This window comes from Sulfurimonas sp. HSL3-1 (genome assembly GCF_039645995.1).
Classification (GTDB): Bacteria; Campylobacterota; Campylobacteria; order Campylobacterales; family Sulfurimonadaceae; genus Thiomicrolovo; species Thiomicrolovo diazotrophicus.
The window spans coordinates 2,442,589-2,460,801 of the sequence record NZ_CP147920.1; the positions used below are offsets into that span (position 1 = coordinate 2,442,589).

Annotated in this window: 18 protein-coding genes; 6 read left to right on the plus strand and 12 right to left on the minus strand. The window is 58.8% G+C overall.

All coding sequences use genetic code 11. The features are described from left to right. The first annotated feature begins 63 nt into the window (after positions 1-63). The 4 genes from secG to pyrE are packed head-to-tail and all read left to right on the plus strand — an operon-like array spanning position 64 to position 2,526. Positions 64-405, plus strand: coding sequence for a preprotein translocase subunit SecG (secG, locus tag WCY31_RS12500; RefSeq protein WP_231019462.1), 342 nt, complete (start codon positions 64-66; stop codon positions 403-405). A 6-nt stretch (positions 406-411) separates the two neighbouring features. Then, positions 412-1,353 (plus strand): polysaccharide deacetylase family protein, encoded by a 942-nt coding sequence (locus WCY31_RS12505; RefSeq protein ID WP_345972653.1) that lies wholly within the window; start codon positions 412-414, stop codon positions 1,351-1,353. A gap of 2 nt (positions 1,354-1,355) precedes the next feature. Next, entirely contained in the window at positions 1,356-1,913 is a 558-nt protein-coding gene (frr, locus tag WCY31_RS12510) for a ribosome recycling factor (protein ID WP_345970111.1), read from the plus strand. A gap of 4 nt (positions 1,914-1,917) precedes the next feature. Next, positions 1,918-2,526: an orotate phosphoribosyltransferase gene (gene pyrE / locus WCY31_RS12515; protein ID WP_345970113.1), complete on the plus strand. Its 609-nt coding sequence runs from the start codon at positions 1,918-1,920 to the stop codon at positions 2,524-2,526. Between the two features lie 562 nt (positions 2,527-3,088). On the opposite strand, the gene WCY31_RS12520 is transcribed toward pyrE, so the two are convergent. The 9 genes from WCY31_RS12520 to hypB all read right to left on the minus strand — a co-directional run bounded on the left by WCY31_RS12520 (position 3,089) and on the right by hypB (position 11,928). Further along, positions 3,089-5,155: a ribonuclease J gene (locus WCY31_RS12520; protein ID WP_345970114.1), complete on the minus strand. Its 2,067-nt coding sequence runs from the start codon at positions 5,153-5,155 to the stop codon at positions 3,089-3,091. Positions 5,156-5,191: 36 nt separating this feature from the next. Beyond that, positions 5,192-5,968, minus strand: a complete 777-nt coding sequence (rsmA, locus tag WCY31_RS12525; protein WP_231019467.1) for a 16S rRNA (adenine(1518)-N(6)/adenine(1519)-N(6))-dimethyltransferase RsmA — start codon at positions 5,966-5,968, stop codon at positions 5,192-5,194. Between the two features lie 52 nt (positions 5,969-6,020). Continuing rightward, entirely contained in the window at positions 6,021-7,448 is a 1,428-nt protein-coding gene (locus WCY31_RS12530; RefSeq protein WP_345972654.1) for an FAD/NAD(P)-binding oxidoreductase, read from the minus strand. A 58-nt stretch (positions 7,449-7,506) separates the two neighbouring features. Further along, entirely contained in the window at positions 7,507-8,256 is a 750-nt protein-coding gene (locus tag WCY31_RS12535) for a DUF695 domain-containing protein (protein ID WP_345972655.1), read from the minus strand. 3 nt (positions 8,257-8,259) lie between these two features. Further along, positions 8,260-8,601, minus strand: a complete 342-nt coding sequence (gene hypA, locus WCY31_RS12540) for a hydrogenase maturation nickel metallochaperone HypA (protein ID WP_345972656.1) — start codon at positions 8,599-8,601, stop codon at positions 8,260-8,262. A 118-nt stretch (positions 8,602-8,719) separates the two neighbouring features. After that, on the minus strand, positions 8,720-9,718 hold the full coding sequence (gene hypE / locus WCY31_RS12545; protein ID WP_345972658.1) for a hydrogenase expression/formation protein HypE: 999 nt from the start codon (positions 9,716-9,718) through the stop codon (positions 8,720-8,722). Beyond that, a complete protein-coding gene (gene hypD, locus WCY31_RS12550) occupies positions 9,715-10,842 on the minus strand; it encodes a hydrogenase formation protein HypD (protein ID WP_345972660.1) in 1,128 nt (375 codons plus the stop codon). The genes hypE and hypD overlap by 4 nt, the downstream gene beginning before the upstream one ends. Further along, positions 10,839-11,132 carry a HypC/HybG/HupF family hydrogenase formation chaperone gene (locus WCY31_RS12555; RefSeq protein WP_345972662.1) on the minus strand — a complete coding sequence of 98 codons (294 nt, stop codon included), beginning with the start codon at positions 11,130-11,132 and terminating at the stop codon, positions 10,839-10,841. Before WCY31_RS12555 ends, hypD begins: the two co-directional genes overlap by 4 nt. Position 11,133: 1 nt before the next feature. Further along, positions 11,134-11,928 (minus strand): hydrogenase nickel incorporation protein HypB, encoded by a 795-nt coding sequence (hypB, locus tag WCY31_RS12560; RefSeq protein ID WP_345970122.1) that lies wholly within the window; start codon positions 11,926-11,928, stop codon positions 11,134-11,136. Positions 11,929-12,258: 330 nt separating this feature from the next. On the opposite strand from hypB, the gene WCY31_RS12565 reads away from it, so the two are divergent. After that, positions 12,259-12,942, plus strand: coding sequence for a hypothetical protein (locus tag WCY31_RS12565; RefSeq protein WP_345972664.1), 684 nt, complete (start codon positions 12,259-12,261; stop codon positions 12,940-12,942). Continuing rightward, positions 12,939-13,481 (plus strand): hydrogenase maturation protease, encoded by a 543-nt coding sequence (locus WCY31_RS12570; RefSeq protein ID WP_345972666.1) that lies wholly within the window; start codon positions 12,939-12,941, stop codon positions 13,479-13,481. Before WCY31_RS12565 ends, WCY31_RS12570 begins: the two co-directional genes overlap by 4 nt. Here WCY31_RS12570 and WCY31_RS12575 read toward each other — a convergent pair. The 3 genes from WCY31_RS12575 to WCY31_RS12585 are packed head-to-tail and all read right to left on the minus strand — an operon-like array spanning position 13,478 to position 18,205. Then, on the minus strand, positions 13,478-14,035 hold the full coding sequence (locus WCY31_RS12575; protein ID WP_345970125.1) for a hydrogenase maturation protease: 558 nt from the start codon (positions 14,033-14,035) through the stop codon (positions 13,478-13,480). The two genes, WCY31_RS12570 and WCY31_RS12575, sit on opposite strands and share 4 nt — an antisense overlap. Then, entirely contained in the window at positions 14,032-16,302 is a 2,271-nt protein-coding gene (hypF, locus tag WCY31_RS12580; RefSeq protein WP_345972668.1) for a carbamoyltransferase HypF, read from the minus strand. Before hypF ends, WCY31_RS12575 begins: the two co-directional genes overlap by 4 nt. Beyond that, positions 16,280-18,205 carry a hypothetical protein gene (locus WCY31_RS12585; protein ID WP_345972670.1) on the minus strand — a complete coding sequence of 642 codons (1,926 nt, stop codon included), beginning with the start codon at positions 18,203-18,205 and terminating at the stop codon, positions 16,280-16,282. Before WCY31_RS12585 ends, hypF begins: the two co-directional genes overlap by 23 nt. Positions 18,206-18,213 lie beyond the last annotated feature (8 nt).

The window sequence follows — 18,213 nt, forward strand, 5'->3', positions numbered from 1 at the left end:
ATTATAGAATGGGGTTTTTTTCGCTATAATTCGCCACTTTAAAGCGAATGATTAAGGATAACAATGACTTCTTTCTTGCTGATCGTCCAGGTCGTGCTGGTGATCCTGCTGACCATCGTCGTCTTGCTGCAGAAAAGCTCCAGCATCGGTCTGGGAGCCTACAGCGGTTCCAACGAGTCCGTCTTCGGCGCCAAAGGGCCCGGAAGCTTCCTGGCAAAAACGACCTTCTTCTTCGGCTTCCTTTTCGTTGCCAACACGATTGCTCTGGGCTATTTCTACTCGCAGGCCGCCAACAAATCCGTCGTTGACGAGATCGTCACACCGGTTACGGCGGCAGCCCCGAGCGCTGCAGAGAGTGCGGTTGCCCCAGCGGCGCCTGCTGTCGAAGCCAACACTTCCAACTAACCCGCCATGCGCAGCCTCCTGCTGACTGCGCTGCTGCCGCTGATACTCTTCGCGGACGCGCACATCTTCGTCTTTCACCGTTTCGGCGATGCACAGCATGCCGCCACCAACACCTCCATTCAGACGCTGCGCGCCGAATTCGACTACCTCAAGACGAACGGCTACGAGGTCATCCCCCTCTCCCGTCTGGCCAAGGCTCTGAAAGCGCACGAACCCATTGACGACAAATGGGTCGTGCTCACGATCGATGACAGCTACAAAAGCTTCTATCAGAACGCGCTTCCGATTTTCCGTGAGTACGGCTACCCCTTTACCCTCTTCGTCTATGTCGCGGCGGCGGACAAGCACTACGGCGACTTCATGACCTGGGAAGAGATCCGCGATACGGCACAATACGGCGAGCTCGGGCTGCACGGCTACGGACACCGCCACGAGTGCCACCTCGTACCCTATATGCTCAAAGATGACACCGACCGGGGGCTGCTCTCCTTTGCCAAGGAGCTCCGCCGTGTACCACGTTACTACGCCTACCCCTACGGTGAATACAACCCCGAGGTCAAGGCGGGCATCGCCGGCTACGGCTTTGAACTGATCCTCAACCAGAACAGCGGCGCGGTCAACGCCGACAGCGACCCGCACGATCTCGATCGAACGGCGCTGACCGGCGAAAACCTGATTGCACAAAAACTGAAAATCGAGCGCCTGGACACCGAGTGGATCGCCCCCCTGCGGTGGCCCGAAGATGGCAGATTAAAAGAAATACACGCTAAAATTGCACCGACATACCGCACAGCCGAGTACTTTATCAGCGGCGGGGAGTGGGTACGCGTTCCCGTCAAAAACGGCGAAATCCGCGTGAAAACCGATGTGAAGCTCGCTTTGCCGCGCAGCCGGGTCTTTATCCGGGTCGGCCGGAAACAAGCGAGTATCATCTTAGTAAAGGAGTAAGAATGCTTGACGAAATTTATCAAGAGTGCGAAATGGACATGGAAGGTGCGATCGAGCACATGCAGAGCCAGTTCAAAACGATCCGGACAGGGAAAGTAACGACACAGGTGCTCGACGGCATCAAGATCGACTACTACGGGGCGGCGACGCCCCTCTCCCAGGTCGCGACGGTCCTGGCCACGGATGCGACGACGATCACCGTCTCCCCATGGGAAAAACCGCTGCTCGGCGACATTGAAACCGCCATCGCCAAAGCCAATATCGGCGTCAATCCGAACAACGACGGCGAGCAGATCAAGCTCTTCTTCCCGCCGATGACCGTCGAACAGCGCCAGGAGAGCGTCAAGAAGCTCAAGAAGATGGGCGAAGATGCCAAAGTCGCCGTCCGCAACGACCGCCGCAAAGCCAACGACGCGGTCAAAAAGCTTGAGAAAGACAAAGAGGTCACCGAGGACGACTCCAAGCGTGCCCAGGACAATATCCAGAAGATCACAGACAAGATGGTGGCAAAGATCGACGAGATCATCAAGCAAAAAGAACAAGCCATCCTGACGGTGTAAACGTATGGATATCAAACAGATCTACCTCGATGCCGACGCGATGCTTGAGGGCCACTTTAAGCTCAGCTCCGGCAACCACTCCCAGTTCTACCTCCAGTCCGCCAAAGTACTCGAGGACCCGAAAACGGCCATGAAGCTGGCCAACGCCCTGGCCGACCAGATCAAAGCCAGCGGCGTAAAGATCGATACCGTATGCTCCCCGGCGATCGGTGGGCTTATTGCCGGTTTCGCACTCGCTCAGGCCCTGGATGCCCGCTACATCTTCACCGAGCGCGTCGGCGGCGAGATGACACTGCGCCGCGGCTTTGACGTCAAAGAGGGTGAAACCATCCTCGTCTGCGAAGACATCATCACGACTGGCGGTTCGGCGATGGAAGCGGCCGCCGCGGTCGAAGGGCTCGGCGCGAAGGTCGTTGCCTTCGCCGCCCTGGCCAACCGCGGTTTCTGCCGCCGCGAGCACAGCAGCATCGAAGCCAAGCCCAGCTGCAAACTCCCCGGCGATCTCCCCTTCTTCGCCCTGGCGGATTTCGATTTCGAGATGTACGCCCCCGAGGAGTGCCCGATGTGCAAGGCGGGCAGCGAAGCGATCAAACCCGGTTCCCGCGGGAACTGATCGCCCCTCTTCTTGCGCGGAAATTTCTTTTTCCGCGGCCACAAAAAAAAGCTTTATTTAAGCCCTTTTCTGCTCCTATATAGAAAAATATATAATAAATAATTATTATACTTCACACTGTGAATAACCTGTGTATTTTTTCATCGATCTACCGTGGGGTATTTTGAGAACAAGGGCCGACGATGTGTTCAAAAAAGCGACTGGAATACACCCTTTAACCGGATGGTTCCGGCACGGAACTGCTTACTTATTATCACCGTATCGTTTCTGTCTTGATTGATGAAGGAGAGTGTTCGCGGAGGAAGAGTTGCGTCACAACGGTTGTGACGAAGTTTTCATCGGCACATCGCGTCATACAAGCGGTGTTGTTGCTGTTGATTAGAAGCCTTCGGCGGTGCTTTGCACAACGCCTGCGGTTTTCCCTGAAGGAATTCCTTTGGTCACGTTCGCGAAACGACAAGCAGTTGGCTCTATCGATTAGAAGCCTCGCTGCTCACTACGTTCGACACGCTCGGTTTCGTTCGGGCAAGCGTGACGTTCAGTCACCCTTGCTTGTCCGAACTCACATCACAAAGATGGTCGGGGTGATAAGGGGGTACTTTTTCATTTTGCGATAGATATGCTTGCGGACGACCTGGCGCAGATCGTTCTCCATCGCTTTGGGGTTTTCGATGATCCCCGGCTTGAGATTAGTCAGGAAGTGTTCCAGGACATCTTCCATCTCCTGGGCAAACGCTTTGTCCTGCTTGTCCGGCACCAAACCGAAACTGCTGACCTTCGGCTTGGAGATCAGGTGCGAATCCGCTTTGCTGACCTGGGCAACGATCATGACCATCCCCTCCGTTGCCATCTTCTGGCGGTCGATGACGATGTCGTCTTCGATCAGGTTGTTGCTCTGGTTGTCGATGTAGGTCTTGCCTGATTTGACGGTTTTGACCTTGCGCATATACTTCGGCGTCACTTCGACACACTCGCCGTCGCTCATCAGATGGATGTTGCGCTCCGGAACCCCGCAGGCGATTCCCGTCTCTCTGTGGCGCATAACGTGGTTGTATTCGCCGTGGATCGGCAGGAAGAATTTCGGCTGCACCAGACGCAGCATCAGCTTCTGCTCTTCCGCCCCGCCGTGACCGGAGACGTGCAGATCGCGATCGCGAGCCACTTTGGCCCCGGCGCGCTCAAGGTGGTTGAGCATCTGCGAAATGGAGCCCTCGTTGCCCGGGATCGCCCGGGAGGAGAGGATGATCAGGTCGCCCGGCTTGATCTTGATGTGGCGGTGCTCGCCGATGGCCGTTCTGAACAGTGCCGAGTTCGGCTCTCCCTGCGAACCCGTGGTGATGATGAGGACGTCCTTGTCGTTCATCCGGCTGACGTCATCCGCATCGACGAAGATGTTTTTGGGCAGCTTGATGTACTCGTACTGCATCGCCACTTCGAGGTTGCGCTCCATGGAACGGCCGATGACGCAGACCTTACGCCCGTACTTGATACCCGCCTGGATCGCCTGGAAGACGCGGTGGATGTTCGAGCTGAACGTCGAGAGGATAATGCGCCCTTTCGTTTTCGAGAAGACGCGGTCCAGCGCCGGGGCGACCGTCAGTTCGCTCGGCGTGATCTCTTTGTTGTACGAGTTCGTCGAATCCGACAGGAGTGCCAGGACGCCCTGACTGCCATAGTGCGCCAGGCGGTGCAGGTCTGCCGGGAATCCGTCAACAGGCGTATGGTCGATTTTGTAGTCACCCGTATGGATGACCGTTCCCGCCTCTGTCGTCACCGCGATAGAAGAGGAGTCGATGATGGAGTGGGTCATGTGCATCCACTCGACCTGGAAATCGTTCCCGATCTGGTATACGACGCGCTTCTCGATCGGGCGGAAGTAGCGGCGGAACTCTTTGAGATGGTGTTCGTCGAACTTGTTGCCGATCATCGCCAGCGGAAGCGCCGTACCGTACAGCGGGAACTGCATCTCTTTGTAGAGGTATGGGACCGCACCGATATGGTCTTCGTGGGCGTGGGTAATGATGACGCCGACGATCTTGTCTTTGATCTCGCGTACATAGGTGAAATCCGGGACAAGAATATCGACGCCGTGCATCTCTTCGTCCGGGAAACTCATCCCGACATCGATCAGGATCGCTTCGTTATCCGTCTCCATGACCATCATGTTTCCGCCGATCTCGCCGAGACCGCCCAGCGGGGTGATACGGACCTTCGCCTTCACCTCCGCATCAATCTTCGTATACGGACTGACACGGACGCGCTGCGACGCCTCGTTCTGGCGCGCATTCTCCAGCAGGCTCTGCTCCGTCGGTGCCGGGGCGTTGCGGCGGCGGTTGCGGTTGCCGCCGGAACGTCCGCCGCCACTTTTCGCGCGACTTTCGCCACGGTTTTCCCCGCGGTTTTCCCCGCGGTTTTCACCCCGGTTGCCGCCACGGCCGCCGCGGCTGCGGTTCTGGCTCTGGCCTTCGCCCTCTTTTTTCGCTTCACCCTCTTTGGGTTTCTGACGGCTGCGGCTGCGGTTGCGGTTGGATGAACGGCGGCGGCGCGGTTCGCCTTCACGGTTCTGGGCCGGTTTGTTTTCTGTATTTTTCTTCGCTTCTGCGACAGGGGCTTGTGTTTCTTCTGACATCCTAACTCCTTGCAGTACGCCCCTCGGGCGTCACTGTTAATGTAATTGTGTATAGAGTTGGTGATAGTCTGCTGTCGAGATCTGGTGAGGGCGAACGGTAGAGGGGTAGCCGCGAGAGGATAGTGCGGCCTGGACCTCTTCTTTACCGTAGCGTGCGGAGAGATTTTTCAGCAACGTTTTGCGCGGCTGGGCAAATGCCGTTTTGAGCATCTGTTCAAACGCATCCGATGCCCGATTCGCCGTTTTTTTCATGAGCAGGACGGCAGAATCGACTTTGGGCGGCGGCGCGAACGCTTCGGGCGGGACATGGACGAGGATACTGACCTCTGCCACGCTCTGGGCTATCACACTGAGTGCACCAAAATTTTTCTCTCCAGGTGAGGCGGAGAACTTCTCCGCGACTTCACGCTGAACCATAACAAGCAGAAATTCGCACTTCGGATCGGCGAGGGCTTTGAGGATAATGTTCGTCGCGATGTAATATGGCAGGTTCGCCACCAACTCGTACGGAACATCAAGCAGCTCACTCTTCCAGTGCTCGAGGACGTCGCCGCAGTGCAGCGTCAATCGACCGGTAGTGATCTCATCCGTGAAAACTTCATTCAGGTGCTTGCATAGATCGGTATCGACCTCAAAAGCATCGACGCTTTTGACATCAACTAAAAACTTAGTTAAATCACCTAAGCCAGGCCCGATCTCCGCAACTCTTCTGTCGCTGTCGGGCATCGCTTCGATGATCTTGCGCAAAACGCTCTGATCTTTCAGAAAATTCTGACCAAACTGTTTTTTGGCCACAATCCGTGTGTTATTCATGGCACATTATACACCAATTTTCATTAACTTTGCATGCCCGAGGGGGCAAAGGCTACATCAGCCCCCTCAGCATAAGGTACCAGTACATCGGTTTGAGCATGTACACGTCAAAATACCACCACATCACGCGCGGTTTTTCCGGTGCCAGGAACGGGATCGTCGGTGCGAATCCCTCGTAGTTGAACTCGGCCATGATGATTTCGCCGTACTCGGTTTTCAGCGGGCAGACCGTATAGCCGTCGAACTTCTCTTTGGGCGTTTTGCCCTGCATGACCGCCAGGAGGTTGTCTTGCAGCACCGGACCGTGGTGCCGCGCCGATCCGCCGGTTTTCCCCATCGGGATACCGCAGACGTCCCCGATGCCGAAGACATTCGGGAAGCGGGGGTGCTGCAGCGTATATTTGTCCACTTCGAGCCACCCGTCGCCGCCGGCCAGCGGGGAGTTGACCACGGCATCCGGCGGGCTCATCGGCGGCACGATATGGATAAAGTCGTAAGGCATCTCGATCCTGTCGGATTTGCTCACCGTTTCATACGTGTCGAAATCCTCGTCGTACACCTCTTCATCGTACGCATGGATATAGGTGGCGACCTTGCCCTCTACGTCAATCGATTCAAGGTGGTGGCTGAAGTAGTTGGTGATACTGTCGTAGCGTTTCTGCGCCTCGCCCAGCGCGTCGGCGATCGGTTTCAGGAAGAAAAGGTTCGGGAACGACGTCGTAAAGGCGTAATCGGCAGACAGCCCCTCCTTCTTCAGGTAGTCGGCGCTGAGGTAGAGGATCTTCTGCGGGGCGCCGCCGCATTTGATCGGCGTGTTGGGCTGGGTATAGATGACCTTCGGTTTACCGTTCTTCGCGGCTGCTTTGAGATCGTTGAACCACTCCCAGGTGATCTCCCCGCCTTTGGCGGTCCCAGCTTCGGGGTTGTTCAGGTAGACGCTGGAGATGCCGTGCGTACCGATATCGTCCTCGGTGAGCCCTTTGATGGCGTCGTAGTGGCAGACAATGCCCGTCGCAACGACCAGATAGTCGTAGGCGACCTCTTCGCCCCCGCGGGTCGTTACCCGGTTGTTGTCCGGGTCAAAGCTGGCCACTTCATCCTTGATCCAGGTCACGTCATCGGGGATAAAGTCGCTGTTGGGCTTGACAATATCCTCATGGGTATAGAGCCCCGCGGCCATAAAGATCTGTCCCGGCTGGTAGAGGTGGATCTCGTTGGGTGCGATAATCGTGATATCCGGGTCCGAAATGGCGCGGTGCAGCCGCGCCAGGGCCATGATCGCACCGGATCCGCCGCCGACGATAAGGATCTTCCCCTTCACATCGACGGCTTCCGCTGAAGCTGCCGGCGCGGTCGAGGCCAGCACCGACGCCGCCACCGGGGAGATCCCCATCAGTTTAAGCGCATCGCGTCGACTCAGTCCCGCCGTATCCGGCAGCTCAAGTTCATCCCGCTGTTCAAGCAACTCTTCGCGTTTCATCGTAGCTCCTTCTGTTTGCTCTTATTGTATGATAACTTCCGTCCTAATGACGAAAAAATCACTGTTTTACCAAACTTGTTTCCCATCCGTCGTATTGCCCCTCGAAGGCTTCCGCCCAGGCAATGATCTGAAGCGTTACCGCATCGATATCGTAGTAATACGGTGCGTCCATGCGGTAAAACTGAACCCCGAACGGCGGGCTGACCTCCTCCGGTGGAGCATCAGCCTGCACTTTGAAGCCTTCGGTACTGATACGCTCGACGAAGCGCTCACGCCCCTCATGTTTTGAAAAAAAGGCCCGGTGCTCGATCGCCCGCCGGATGCGGAGATTGTCGCCGGCGGCTTTAAGCCGATCGCAGGTGTGGTGGTTCTGGATGAGCTGCCACTCCCGGTCCGTAGGGAAAAGGAGTTTGCGGTACACCTCCCACTCCGTATCGAGCCGGGAACCGGATTCGTAGGTGTAATCCGTGAAAGCGCCCATCGTGGCGGCAATGACGTCGGGCCATTCAAAATCGAATTTGAGGTAATAGACAAAATGGACCTCGCCCCCCGTCACAATACGCCCGACATATTTGCCGACGCGGTAACGCAGCGCCTCCATCTCCAGCCGGTCCTCGATCTCCTTGACCATGTCCGCTTCGCTCTCAACGACGAACCCTTCGGGCGTGGCCGTGTTCAAACGGAGCTTGAGAAAGCCCACGTATCCCAGCGCATCGTTGGGGAGCGCATCGGCCACCTCGGCATTGAACGCCACGGTCGCAGGGTTTCCATCCACCGGTTTCATATAGTTTTCCCAGATCTCCTGCATGGTCTACTCCATTTCCAAACTCATCAGATACATCTCTTCGCCGTCAACGACGTCGACTTCCAGACTTTCGCATGCAGGGCAGCGGTACCAGACCTTCTCCAGCTCGCTTCGGCTCCCGCATTGGCGGCAGGTCAAGGTGACGGGCTGAATGTCCATCACGAAATCTGCCCCGTCGCAGACGGTCCGCTCCTTGAACGTGTTGAAGGCGATCTCGAGCAGATGCGGCTCCACGCCGCTCATGACCCCGATTTTGACGATCACCTTCGTCACACGCTCCGCCTCATGCTCCGCAGCGTGCTTCTCCACCTGTTCCAATAAAGCCTGTACAACGGAATACTCATGCATGAAAAACTCCATGCAGAGTATTGATATTGTCCTCGGCTACGCCTACTCCATTTGTGCTCACTCTATTGCGCAGTTCCGCTTTGCTGCACCACTTCGTTACATCATGCATAACAAACTCCTAACAGATCCTCGGCAACAGTTCGCCCTTAGGGAGATCGAGGAAACGGCGGCTGCCGAACGCGGAGTGCAGCACCACCTTGCCCGGGTACTGCGTCGTCGCCCGGCCGATCACCGCCGCGTCGCGGCAGAACCCGAACCGCTGCAGTGCGCTCACGGCAAAGGCCGCGTGCATCGGCGCGACGGCGGCAACGAAGGTCCCCTCGTTGGCCAGGTCCGTCGCTTCGAACCCGAACATTTCACAGATCCCCTGCACCTCATCGCTGACCTTGATCGCGGCCTCCTCGATCTCCAGGCAGACGTCGCTGTTTTCCGCCCATTCGTTCAAGACGGCGGCCAAACCGCCCCGGGTCGCGTCGCGTAGGGCACTGACGGAGATGTTTTCCGCCAGCAGCGCCTCGACGGCGGGCCAGAGCGTTTCGCAGTCGCTGCCGAGATCGGCGCTGACCTCCAGCCCCTCACGGGCCATCAGCACCGTCGCCCCGTGGCGTCCGATATCGCGCGATGCGATGATCACGTCGCCCTCTTTGATCGCCTGAGAGGAGATCCCCTCACGCATGACCGCGCCGATACCCGCCGTATTGATAAAGAGTTTGTCGACGCTTCCCCGGGGCACGACCTTGGTATCTCCGCAGACGATCTTCGCCCCGGACTTTTCCAGCTCCTTGGCCATACTTTCAACAATGCGTTCCAGCTCCTCGAATGCGAAGCCCTCTTCGATCATAAAGGCCGAACTGAGATAGAGCGGCTTCGCGCCCATCATAGAGAGGTCGTTGACGGTGCCGGCGACCGCCAGCTTCCCGATGTCACCCCCCTCGAAAAAGAGCGGGCTGACCGTAAAGCTGTCCGTCGTGAACGCGATCTTCCCCTGCGTCTGCAGCACCGCCGCATCCTCGGCCTTGATGAGGATGTCGTTTTTGAAATGGCGGTAGAACAGGTCGTGGATGAGCTTGTTCGTCTCTTCGCCGCCCCCGCCGTGGCTGAGTTGTACCTGTTTCATCCGAGCACCCCCGCATAGCGGTAGTAGGCGTTGCACGCCCCTTCCGAACTGACCATGCAGCTGCCCAAAGGGCTGTTCGGGGTACAGGCCGTTCCAAAGACCTTGCACTCCATCGGCTTCGCGAGCCCCTTGAGGATCGTGCCGCAGATGCAGAGTTTATGGTCGTCGATGGGTTCCGTCGGCAGCACCTCTGCGAACACTTTTTCCGCATCGAGATACGCAAATTCGTCCCGAAGCTCCAGAGCGCTGTCGGGAATATCCCCGATCCCGCGCCAGCGGAAATGGCTGCGCGGCTGCAGATACATGTCAATGAGCTGCTGGGCTTTAACGTTGCCTTCCATCGTCACCGAACGGGAGTATTCGATCTCCAGTTCGGCGCGCCCCTCTTTCTGCTGCCGTACAGCCATCAGGATCCCCTGCATCACATCGACGGGTTCGAAACCGCATACGACGACAGGGGTGCCGTACTTCTGAGGCAGCGGCGCGTAGATCTTCGCCCCGGTGATGACGCTGACGTGCGAAGGCCCGATAAAGGCGTTGATCTTCGCCTGGCCGTCGCTCATGATCGCGTCGATCGCCGGCGGCACGAGCACATGGTTGATATGGAAATAGAGGTTGTCGACCTTCTGGGTAACTACCGCGTGCAGCAGCGCTGCCGTCATCGGCGTCGTCGTCTCAAACCCGATCGCAAAAAAGACCACCCGCTTGTCAGGGTTTTCCTTGGCGATCTTGAGCGCGTCCATCGGCGTATAGAGCGGCCGGATATCACGCCCCGCAGCCCGTTCGGCGGCCAGGGAGCTCTGCGATCCCGGCACGCGGATCATATCGCCCAGGGTCACCAGGATCGTATCCTCCATCCGTGCCAGCGCGATGGCGTGGTCAATCCGCTCTTTGGGCATGATACAGACCGGGCAGCCGGGGCCGTGAATAAAGTCGATGTTGTCCGGCAGCAGCTGCGGCAGACCGTATTTCATAATCGTATGCGTATGGCCCCCGCACACTTCCATGATCCGCAGCGGTTCGTGCAGCGCTTTCGCCTCCTCCCCGATCTGTGCGGCCAGCATCCGGATTGTGGCGGGGTCTCTGAACCCGTCGTAAAGGTCTTTGAGTTTCAGTTCGCTCATGGTGCACCCCTGTTCTCGCAGTTGTCATCCTCCAGGACGACACGCGAGCGCTCTTCTTCGTCCATCTTCGCCAGGATCTCGTGGTAGACCTTGAGTGATTCGAGCGCGTCCTCCTCATCGATCTTGTTCATCACGAAACCGATATGGATCAGGACATAATCATCTATGTTGACGCTGCCCTCTTCCATCAGGTCCAGCCCCGCTTCGCGCTTGACACCCATTGTATCGACCACGGCACTGTTTTTCTCACGGTCGACGGAAACGACCTTTGAAGGGATAGAGAGACACATCTTAGCTCCTCATCCTGCGTTTGAACTCGATCCACTCGATAACGCGCTGCACGGACGCTTCGTCTTTGATGCTGACCTCCAGGATATCGACGCCCGGTTTGATCTTGCGCGCCTCCGCCTTTTCATGTTCGATGTCGTAGTCAAAATAGGGAAGCAGGTCGGTTTTCGTGATCAGCACCAGGTCCGCCTGCCGGAACATGACAGGATACTTTTCAATCTTGTCGCTCCCTTCGGGCACGGAAACGAGTACGATGTTCAGGTGGGAACCGACGTCATAACTGGCCGGACAAACGAGGTTGCCGACGTTCTCGATAAAACAGACATCCAGGTCATCAAGCGGCATGTCGTGCAGCCCCTCGTGCACCATGAACGCATCGAGGTGGCAGGCGCTGCCCGTCTGGATCTGGTAGGCAGGTACCCCCTTAGCCTTGATGCGCTCGGCATCCCGGCTCGTTTCCAGGTCCCCCTCGATCACGCCGAAGCGGAAAGGGGCACGTTCCGCCATCTGCTCCAGCAGGGTCGTCTTCCCGCTGCCCGGACTGCTCATCAGGTTGATGGAGAGCACCCCGTGGTCGTCGAAGTGGGCACGGTTATGGCCCGCTTCGTGATCGTTCTTGTCCAGGATCTTTGTAATCACATCGATCGTCTTCTTGTCATTAAGCTGCGGATTATGGTGCAGCGTCTCGTGCGCCGCCTGATGGGCATGCGAATGCCCGTGGTGGTCATGATCGTGCTCATGATCATGATGGTGTCCGTGTGAATGTTCCGTCACACTGCAGCCGCAATCTTTACACATATTTTCTCCTTCTCAACCCGTCATAACCCGGGCCCTTTCATAGTATTGGTATTCTCTCATAAAGAAACAAACACCGGTGATCATCGAGGATGATACCGACGAAACTGCCAAAAAAGACTGAGGATTTCCGCCCGCGCCGCTCATCCGTATTCCGACGAATCTCCACAGCGGCAGCGCTCCTGGGGGCGCAGGCATCCTACCGATTTCATTGCGTATTTCTTTCTGCAAATGAATAAGTATTCAGTTTTATATTAATTATAGTCTTGTTATGTAAAATTAAACTAAAAAAACGTCACTCTTATATAGCTTTGGAACCGGGAAAGGCGAAGGATGTCAACGCTTCAACACTGTCCCTACTGTCAAGGAAGTATTTACCGTCTGGGAGACGGCCGGTACAAGTGCGGGCGCTGCCGCCGAAAAGTCAGTCCCGCGCGCGTCGCGAAGGTACGAACGCTCATCGCGAGCTTCTCCCGGGACGAAAATGCCAGCGTCTCCGCCGAAGCGCTGGGACTGTCCTACGTCTCGGTCCACCGCTATTTCGGACAGTTCAGGCAGTTGTGCGCCCGCATCTGCGAGGATGAATACGAGACGAGACGGCACCTCTCCTGCGAATACGAGGAGTATTTCTACCTGGAGCGGGCCAAAAAGCGGCGCAAAAACGCCGTGTTCGATGCCCACAACTTTCTCACCTTCGATTACGAGGGGCATCTCTACACGATCGTTATGCCCTCCCTGCAGCAGTTTCGCAACCAGTTCATCGAAGATGACCTCGAATCCGTCTACGCGGAGGAGTTCGCCCGTTTCCGGCGCCAGAGCCGCCTTATCAAGATCTCCTCGCGGCATAACAACATCGTCCGCTTCTGGGAATACTTTGAAGTGAACATCCTCCGTTACCGGGGTGTATGCGACGAAAGCTTTCCCCTCTATCTCAAGGAGATGGAGTTCAAGTTCAACCACCCCGCCTCCGAACGGGAGCGGCTGCTGATCGATTACTACTTCAAGGAGCACGAATGATTCAAGCGACCACCGCCGTCCTGGGGGTCGGCAACATTCTCGAAAATGACGACGGCATCGCCGTCTACGCCGCGGCCTACCTCGATGCCAACTACCGCTTTGAGCCTTCAGTACGCATCATCAACGGCGGGGTCGAGGGGATCAATCTCCTCGACGTCTTTATCGAGCACGAACGGGTGCTGATCCTCGACGCGATCGACATCGACGACGACGCGGGGAGCATCTATCATATCCCGGCGTCCGAGCTCACCGGTTACGGTCTGGGAAACGGGGGCGCGCATGAAGTGGGGGTGATCCAGTGCCTTGACATGCTGGAGCTGATGGGGAGGCCGCAGCCCGAATCGAGTGTACTGGGAATCGTGCCCGAACGCGTGGAAGTGCGCATCGGGCTTTCACCCTCCCTCACCGCCGCGTTCGAACGCTATGTCGAGAGCGCACTGAAAATTTTGCAAACCGCCGGCATTGACGTGCAGCGGCGCGAACCCGCCAGCTCCCTCGCGGAGGTTATCGAAGCCTTCCAGGCCTCCGGCGTCTCCTAGAAGCCCCGCCCCAGGGCGACGCTGGGGGCGGCGAAGGTCTCAAGGATCGTCTCCAGGGTCACGCCGTCGTCCGATCGCTTTGTGCAGACGACGCCGGCGTGGGCCAAACGCGCCGTTATCGTTTCAATGTAGCGCTCCCAGGCGGCGCGCAATGGCGCGGAGAGCCCGACTTCGACGGAGATGATGTCGTCGGGCACGATGCTGATGACAGAGGTTTCGGCCATATTACCCGTCAGCGAACAGATCTGCAGCATCTCCGCTATTTCCACCTCGTTGGCCGTTTTTTTGATGAGCGATCCCTCCAAAAAGGTATCGCAGTCGCGCACGGTCACCGTGCCGGCGGGCACATCCTCGTCCGAAGCCGTATTGACGATCAGCACCTCGTCATACTCCTGCAGCAGCGGCATCAGCCCAAACCCGAGCGTCCCGCCGTCGACGATATCGACGCCCGGTTCGAAGGTGTAGTTCTCTTTGAGGTATTTGGCCGCGTAAAGCCCGATTCCCTCATCCTTGAAAAACGCGTTTCCCGATCCGATCAGTGCGATACGGTTCATTCCTTCCCTCCTTGTCGGTACAGTGCATGGTAAAGCTGCCCCAGGGCGACGCCACCGTCGTTGACGGGCGTATCGCGCTGGACATAATAGCGGATCCCGAGCTCTTCCAAGGCGTCGCAGGCCATGGCCATCAGTGTCCGGTTTTGAAAAACGCCCCCGCTGAGCATCACCGGCATGCCGGGATGGCGCTGCGCAATCTCAGTGATCACTCCGGTGAGCGCCGCGTGCAGTCCCGCCGCCGCCCGGGCGGGGGCTTCAAGTGTCTGCCGCAGCAGCGGCTCCCAGTCGATCACCCCCTCTTCCACGGCGAAGGCAAATTCCCCGGGCAGCACCGTCCCGGCCGCCGCTTCCAGCCGCATTCCGCTTTCGCCCTCGTAGCCGAGGGTCTGCGCGCACCCCGTTAGTGACGCCACGGCATCAAAAAGGCGGCCGACGGAGCTGCTTTCTGGAGCATTCAGGCCGCGCTGCCATATGGTATGAAGCGTCCTGATCTCCTCGGGTGTGAAACTCCCGACGGTCGGATGCGCCATCGCAAGCACGTCCTCAAGGCTATAACACTCGAATAACAGCGATAACGCCACCCGTCTCGGCTCCCGCACGGCCTGTTCCCCGCCGAGCAGCCGGAAGGGGCGGAAGTGGTATGCCCGTTCAAAACGCTGCGGATCGGCCAGAAGCACCTCGCCGCCCCAGAGCGTCCCGTCGCTCCCGTATCCGGTGCCATCGAAACAGAACGCCAGCACCGGCTCATCCAGCCCGTATTCGGCCATGCAGGCCAGCGCGTGGGCATAATGGTGCTGCACCCGCACAAGCGCCGTGCCGGGATGCGCCGCGTGGAACGCTTCCGCCCACTTGGTCGTTTCATACCCCGGGTGCAGGTCGCAGACGACGATATCGGGTTCGAAGGCGTAAAAACGTTTGAACGTTTCGAGGGTGCGCTCAAAATACTCAAAGGCGTCGACGGAGACGAGGTCCCCGATGTGCGGTGAGAGCACGATGTTTTTATCGAATCCCAGCGCGATCGTACTCTTCTGATTGGCTCCGACGGCAAGGATCCTGCCCGGTGCTTCAAAAGACAGCGGCAGGCTTCTGGGGGCATACCCCCGCGCCATCCGCAACATCAGCGTGCGGGAGCCGGCCACGGTCACGACGCTGTCGTCGCAGGCGTTGACGATCTCCCGGTCGACGTCCAGCACCGCGTCGACGACACTGCCCAGTTTCTCCCGCACCTGTACCGCGTCGGTGAGAATGGGCTCCTCGCTGATATTGGCGCTTGTGGCGACGACGGGCTGCTGCAATCGGTCCATCAGGAGCAGGTGCAGCGGCGTATAGGGCAGAAAGACGCCGATGCGGTCGATGCCCGGGGCAATCGGCTCCCCAAAAGCAAGCGCCGCTTTTTTCCGCACGACGACAATAGGACGTGTGTTAGAGAGGATGAGCCGCTCCTCCGCGTCGCTCAGCGCCGCGGCCTCCCGGATCATCTCCAGGGAGGGGAACATCACGGCCAGCGGTTTGCTCGGGCGCCTTTTGCGCTCGCGCAGGCGCGCCACGGCGGCGCCGTTCGTCGCATCGCACATCAGGTGAAAGCCCCCCAGCCCTTTGACCGCGACGATCTGGCCGTCGGCAAGCAGCGCCGCTGCCCTGTCGATGCTCTCGTGCTCCGTCCCGATCGCCGCACCCGAGGGATCGGTCAGGGCAAGGTGCGGGCCGCACTCATAACAGCTGATCGGCTGGGCGTGATAACGCCTGTTAGCCGGGTCGTTATACTCGTGCGCGCACTGCGGGCACATGGCAAAAGGGGCCATCGAGGTCTGCGGCCGGTCATAGGGAAGTGCGCGGATGATGCTGTAGCGCGGACCGCAGTCGGTGCAGTTGATCAGCGGGTAGCGGTAACGGCGGTTCGCGGGGTCGAAAAGCTCGGCGGCGCAGGCATCGCACACGGCCATGTCCGGCGAGACCATCGTTTTTGCCGCACTGCTCTCGGAGCCCCGGATAGCAAAGGCCGTTTCGCCGAGAGGAGCCAGGACGTCGCGATGCACCTCATCGATCCGCGCCAGCGGCGGCGGGGATGCCGTCAAAGCCCTCTCGAACGCCTCCAGGGACGCCGGGGGACCTTCCACCTCGACTTCAACGCCGTCGCCGTCGTTGAGCACATGGCCTCCCACCCCTTCTCGGACGGCGAGCTGGTAAACGAAGGGGCGGAAACCGACACCCTGGACGATGCCGCGGATTCGGAACCGAAGGCGTTTAGAGGTAGACGCAGCCGACAACGGCATTCTCCCTGCCAATGGGGTAGTTGACGTTCATCAGCGGGGGCGTGGCCTTCAGGTTGCGCTGCATGCGGCTGAAAAGTGACTGCTGTGCGAAATGGGCGCCGCAGAGAATAAAATGCTCCGCTTTTGTTTTGTCTTTGATCTGCTGCATTAGGTCGTTGAAATAGTCGCCGAAAGATTCAAAGATGGAGTAGGCGATCATCTCCGTCTCCACCCCTGCCAGGCGGTAGCTCACCAGGCTGGCCAGGAAAGCCGCGTGGTCGAAACGGTTGTCCTTGACGTGTGTATCGACCTGCACCCCGCCCTTCCCGTAAAAGCCCAGTGCCGCTTTGCTGACCCCGGAGAAATTTTCCTCCTCCAGTTCCAACACGGCGGCGGCCGCTTCGAAGAGGCTCGTCGCGCTGCGCTCCTGCAGCGCTTCGACGCGCGCATAGGCAGCGGGCAGTCCCTTCTTGAAGTTTTGTACCAGCCTGTCGGAACCTTCGCGCAGGGAGGCGATCTTCTCCAACAGCCCCTCGGGTGCGAAGGCGATGGGCGGGACCAACCGGATCACCTTTCGCCCGTCATAATAGAGGAAAGAGGGTTCGTCGTCGAAATGGGCGCCGACGCACTTCTGCCCGAAAAGGCCGTGCTCCGCGACGACTGACATAAACGACGCCTCGTCCTGGGCGGCGGGGCGCTGATGCGTATGCCACTGCTCCTCCGACTCCCCCTCCAGCACGACGGCATTCTCGACCGTCACGCTGCCGAAATGCTCCGGTCGGTCGAACACGACGCTCTCCCCTTCGGGCACCCCGACCAGGCCGTGCGCCATCCCGAGGGTCTGCGACGCCGGCGCCATGCGCGACGGGAAACTCACCCGCTCGCCGGCGGCGACGAAACGGACATCCTTATTGATAAAGAGGTACTGGTCGCTTTGGGAGGAGAGCTCCAGGTCATACTCCATCCGCAGGTCCGCGTCGCTCCGGGCGTCCGCCTCCTCGTAGTAGACGTAATCCACCCCCAGGCGCTGCAGCTCCGTCGCCAGCAGGATCGTAAAGCCGTCGTCGGGGTATTTCACATCCGCCGTGCGGCCGGCAACCGCCTGAAGCTCCGGGGCTTTGACCGACACATGCAGCACGGGACGTTCGATGCCCAGCAGCGCATGGAACTCTTCGCCGATCAGGGAGAGGTAGTCGGTGATCTTCTCCGCATCGATCATCAGGATCACGGCGTTGCCGAGTCCCTCGGGGCTCAGTTGAAAGCGGCGGTAGCCCATCGTCGTTTTGACCAGCAGCGACTTGGCATCGGCGACGGCCTTGGCCGCCACCTCGAACATCGTTCTGAAGCTTCCGGCATCATTGGCATAGCGCTCGCGCCCCCCGCTTTCCAGGCGCACGGGCACGCCGCAGGCGTGGCAGCTGTTAAGGTGGTCCTTCTCCCGGCGGCCGTGCGTCTCCTGCTCCGATTCGCATGCCGTGCAGGGGCGCAGGTAGGAGAGGGCGCTGTTGGCGCGCTCAAAGGGGTACGCTTCGAAAAAAGCATACTGCCCCCCGCACTGTGCGCAGTGGGTGAAGGGGTAGTAGTAGCGGCGCGACGAAGGATCGAAAAGCTCCTTCTGGCATGCGGGGCAGAGGCCGAGCCCCAGCGGGGGCGCATCGACCAGTTCCGGCAGCGTATCCGGTTCTCCCGCCGCCTCGTAGTGCCGGCTGCCGCTGAGATGCCAGGAGGCGGGAAGCCGCTCGGCGATGGCGCCGACACACGCCTCCAGTTGCGGGTGCTCCGAGGCAAATGCACAGGAGAGCGTCCCTTTTGACTGGACAATCTTTGCCGGTACGCCGAATTCACGGGCAATGCCGGCGATACAGTTACGCAGGTAAAATTGGGACGAGCTGCTCTGCAGTTCCATCACGAAGGCCATAGGGGGTC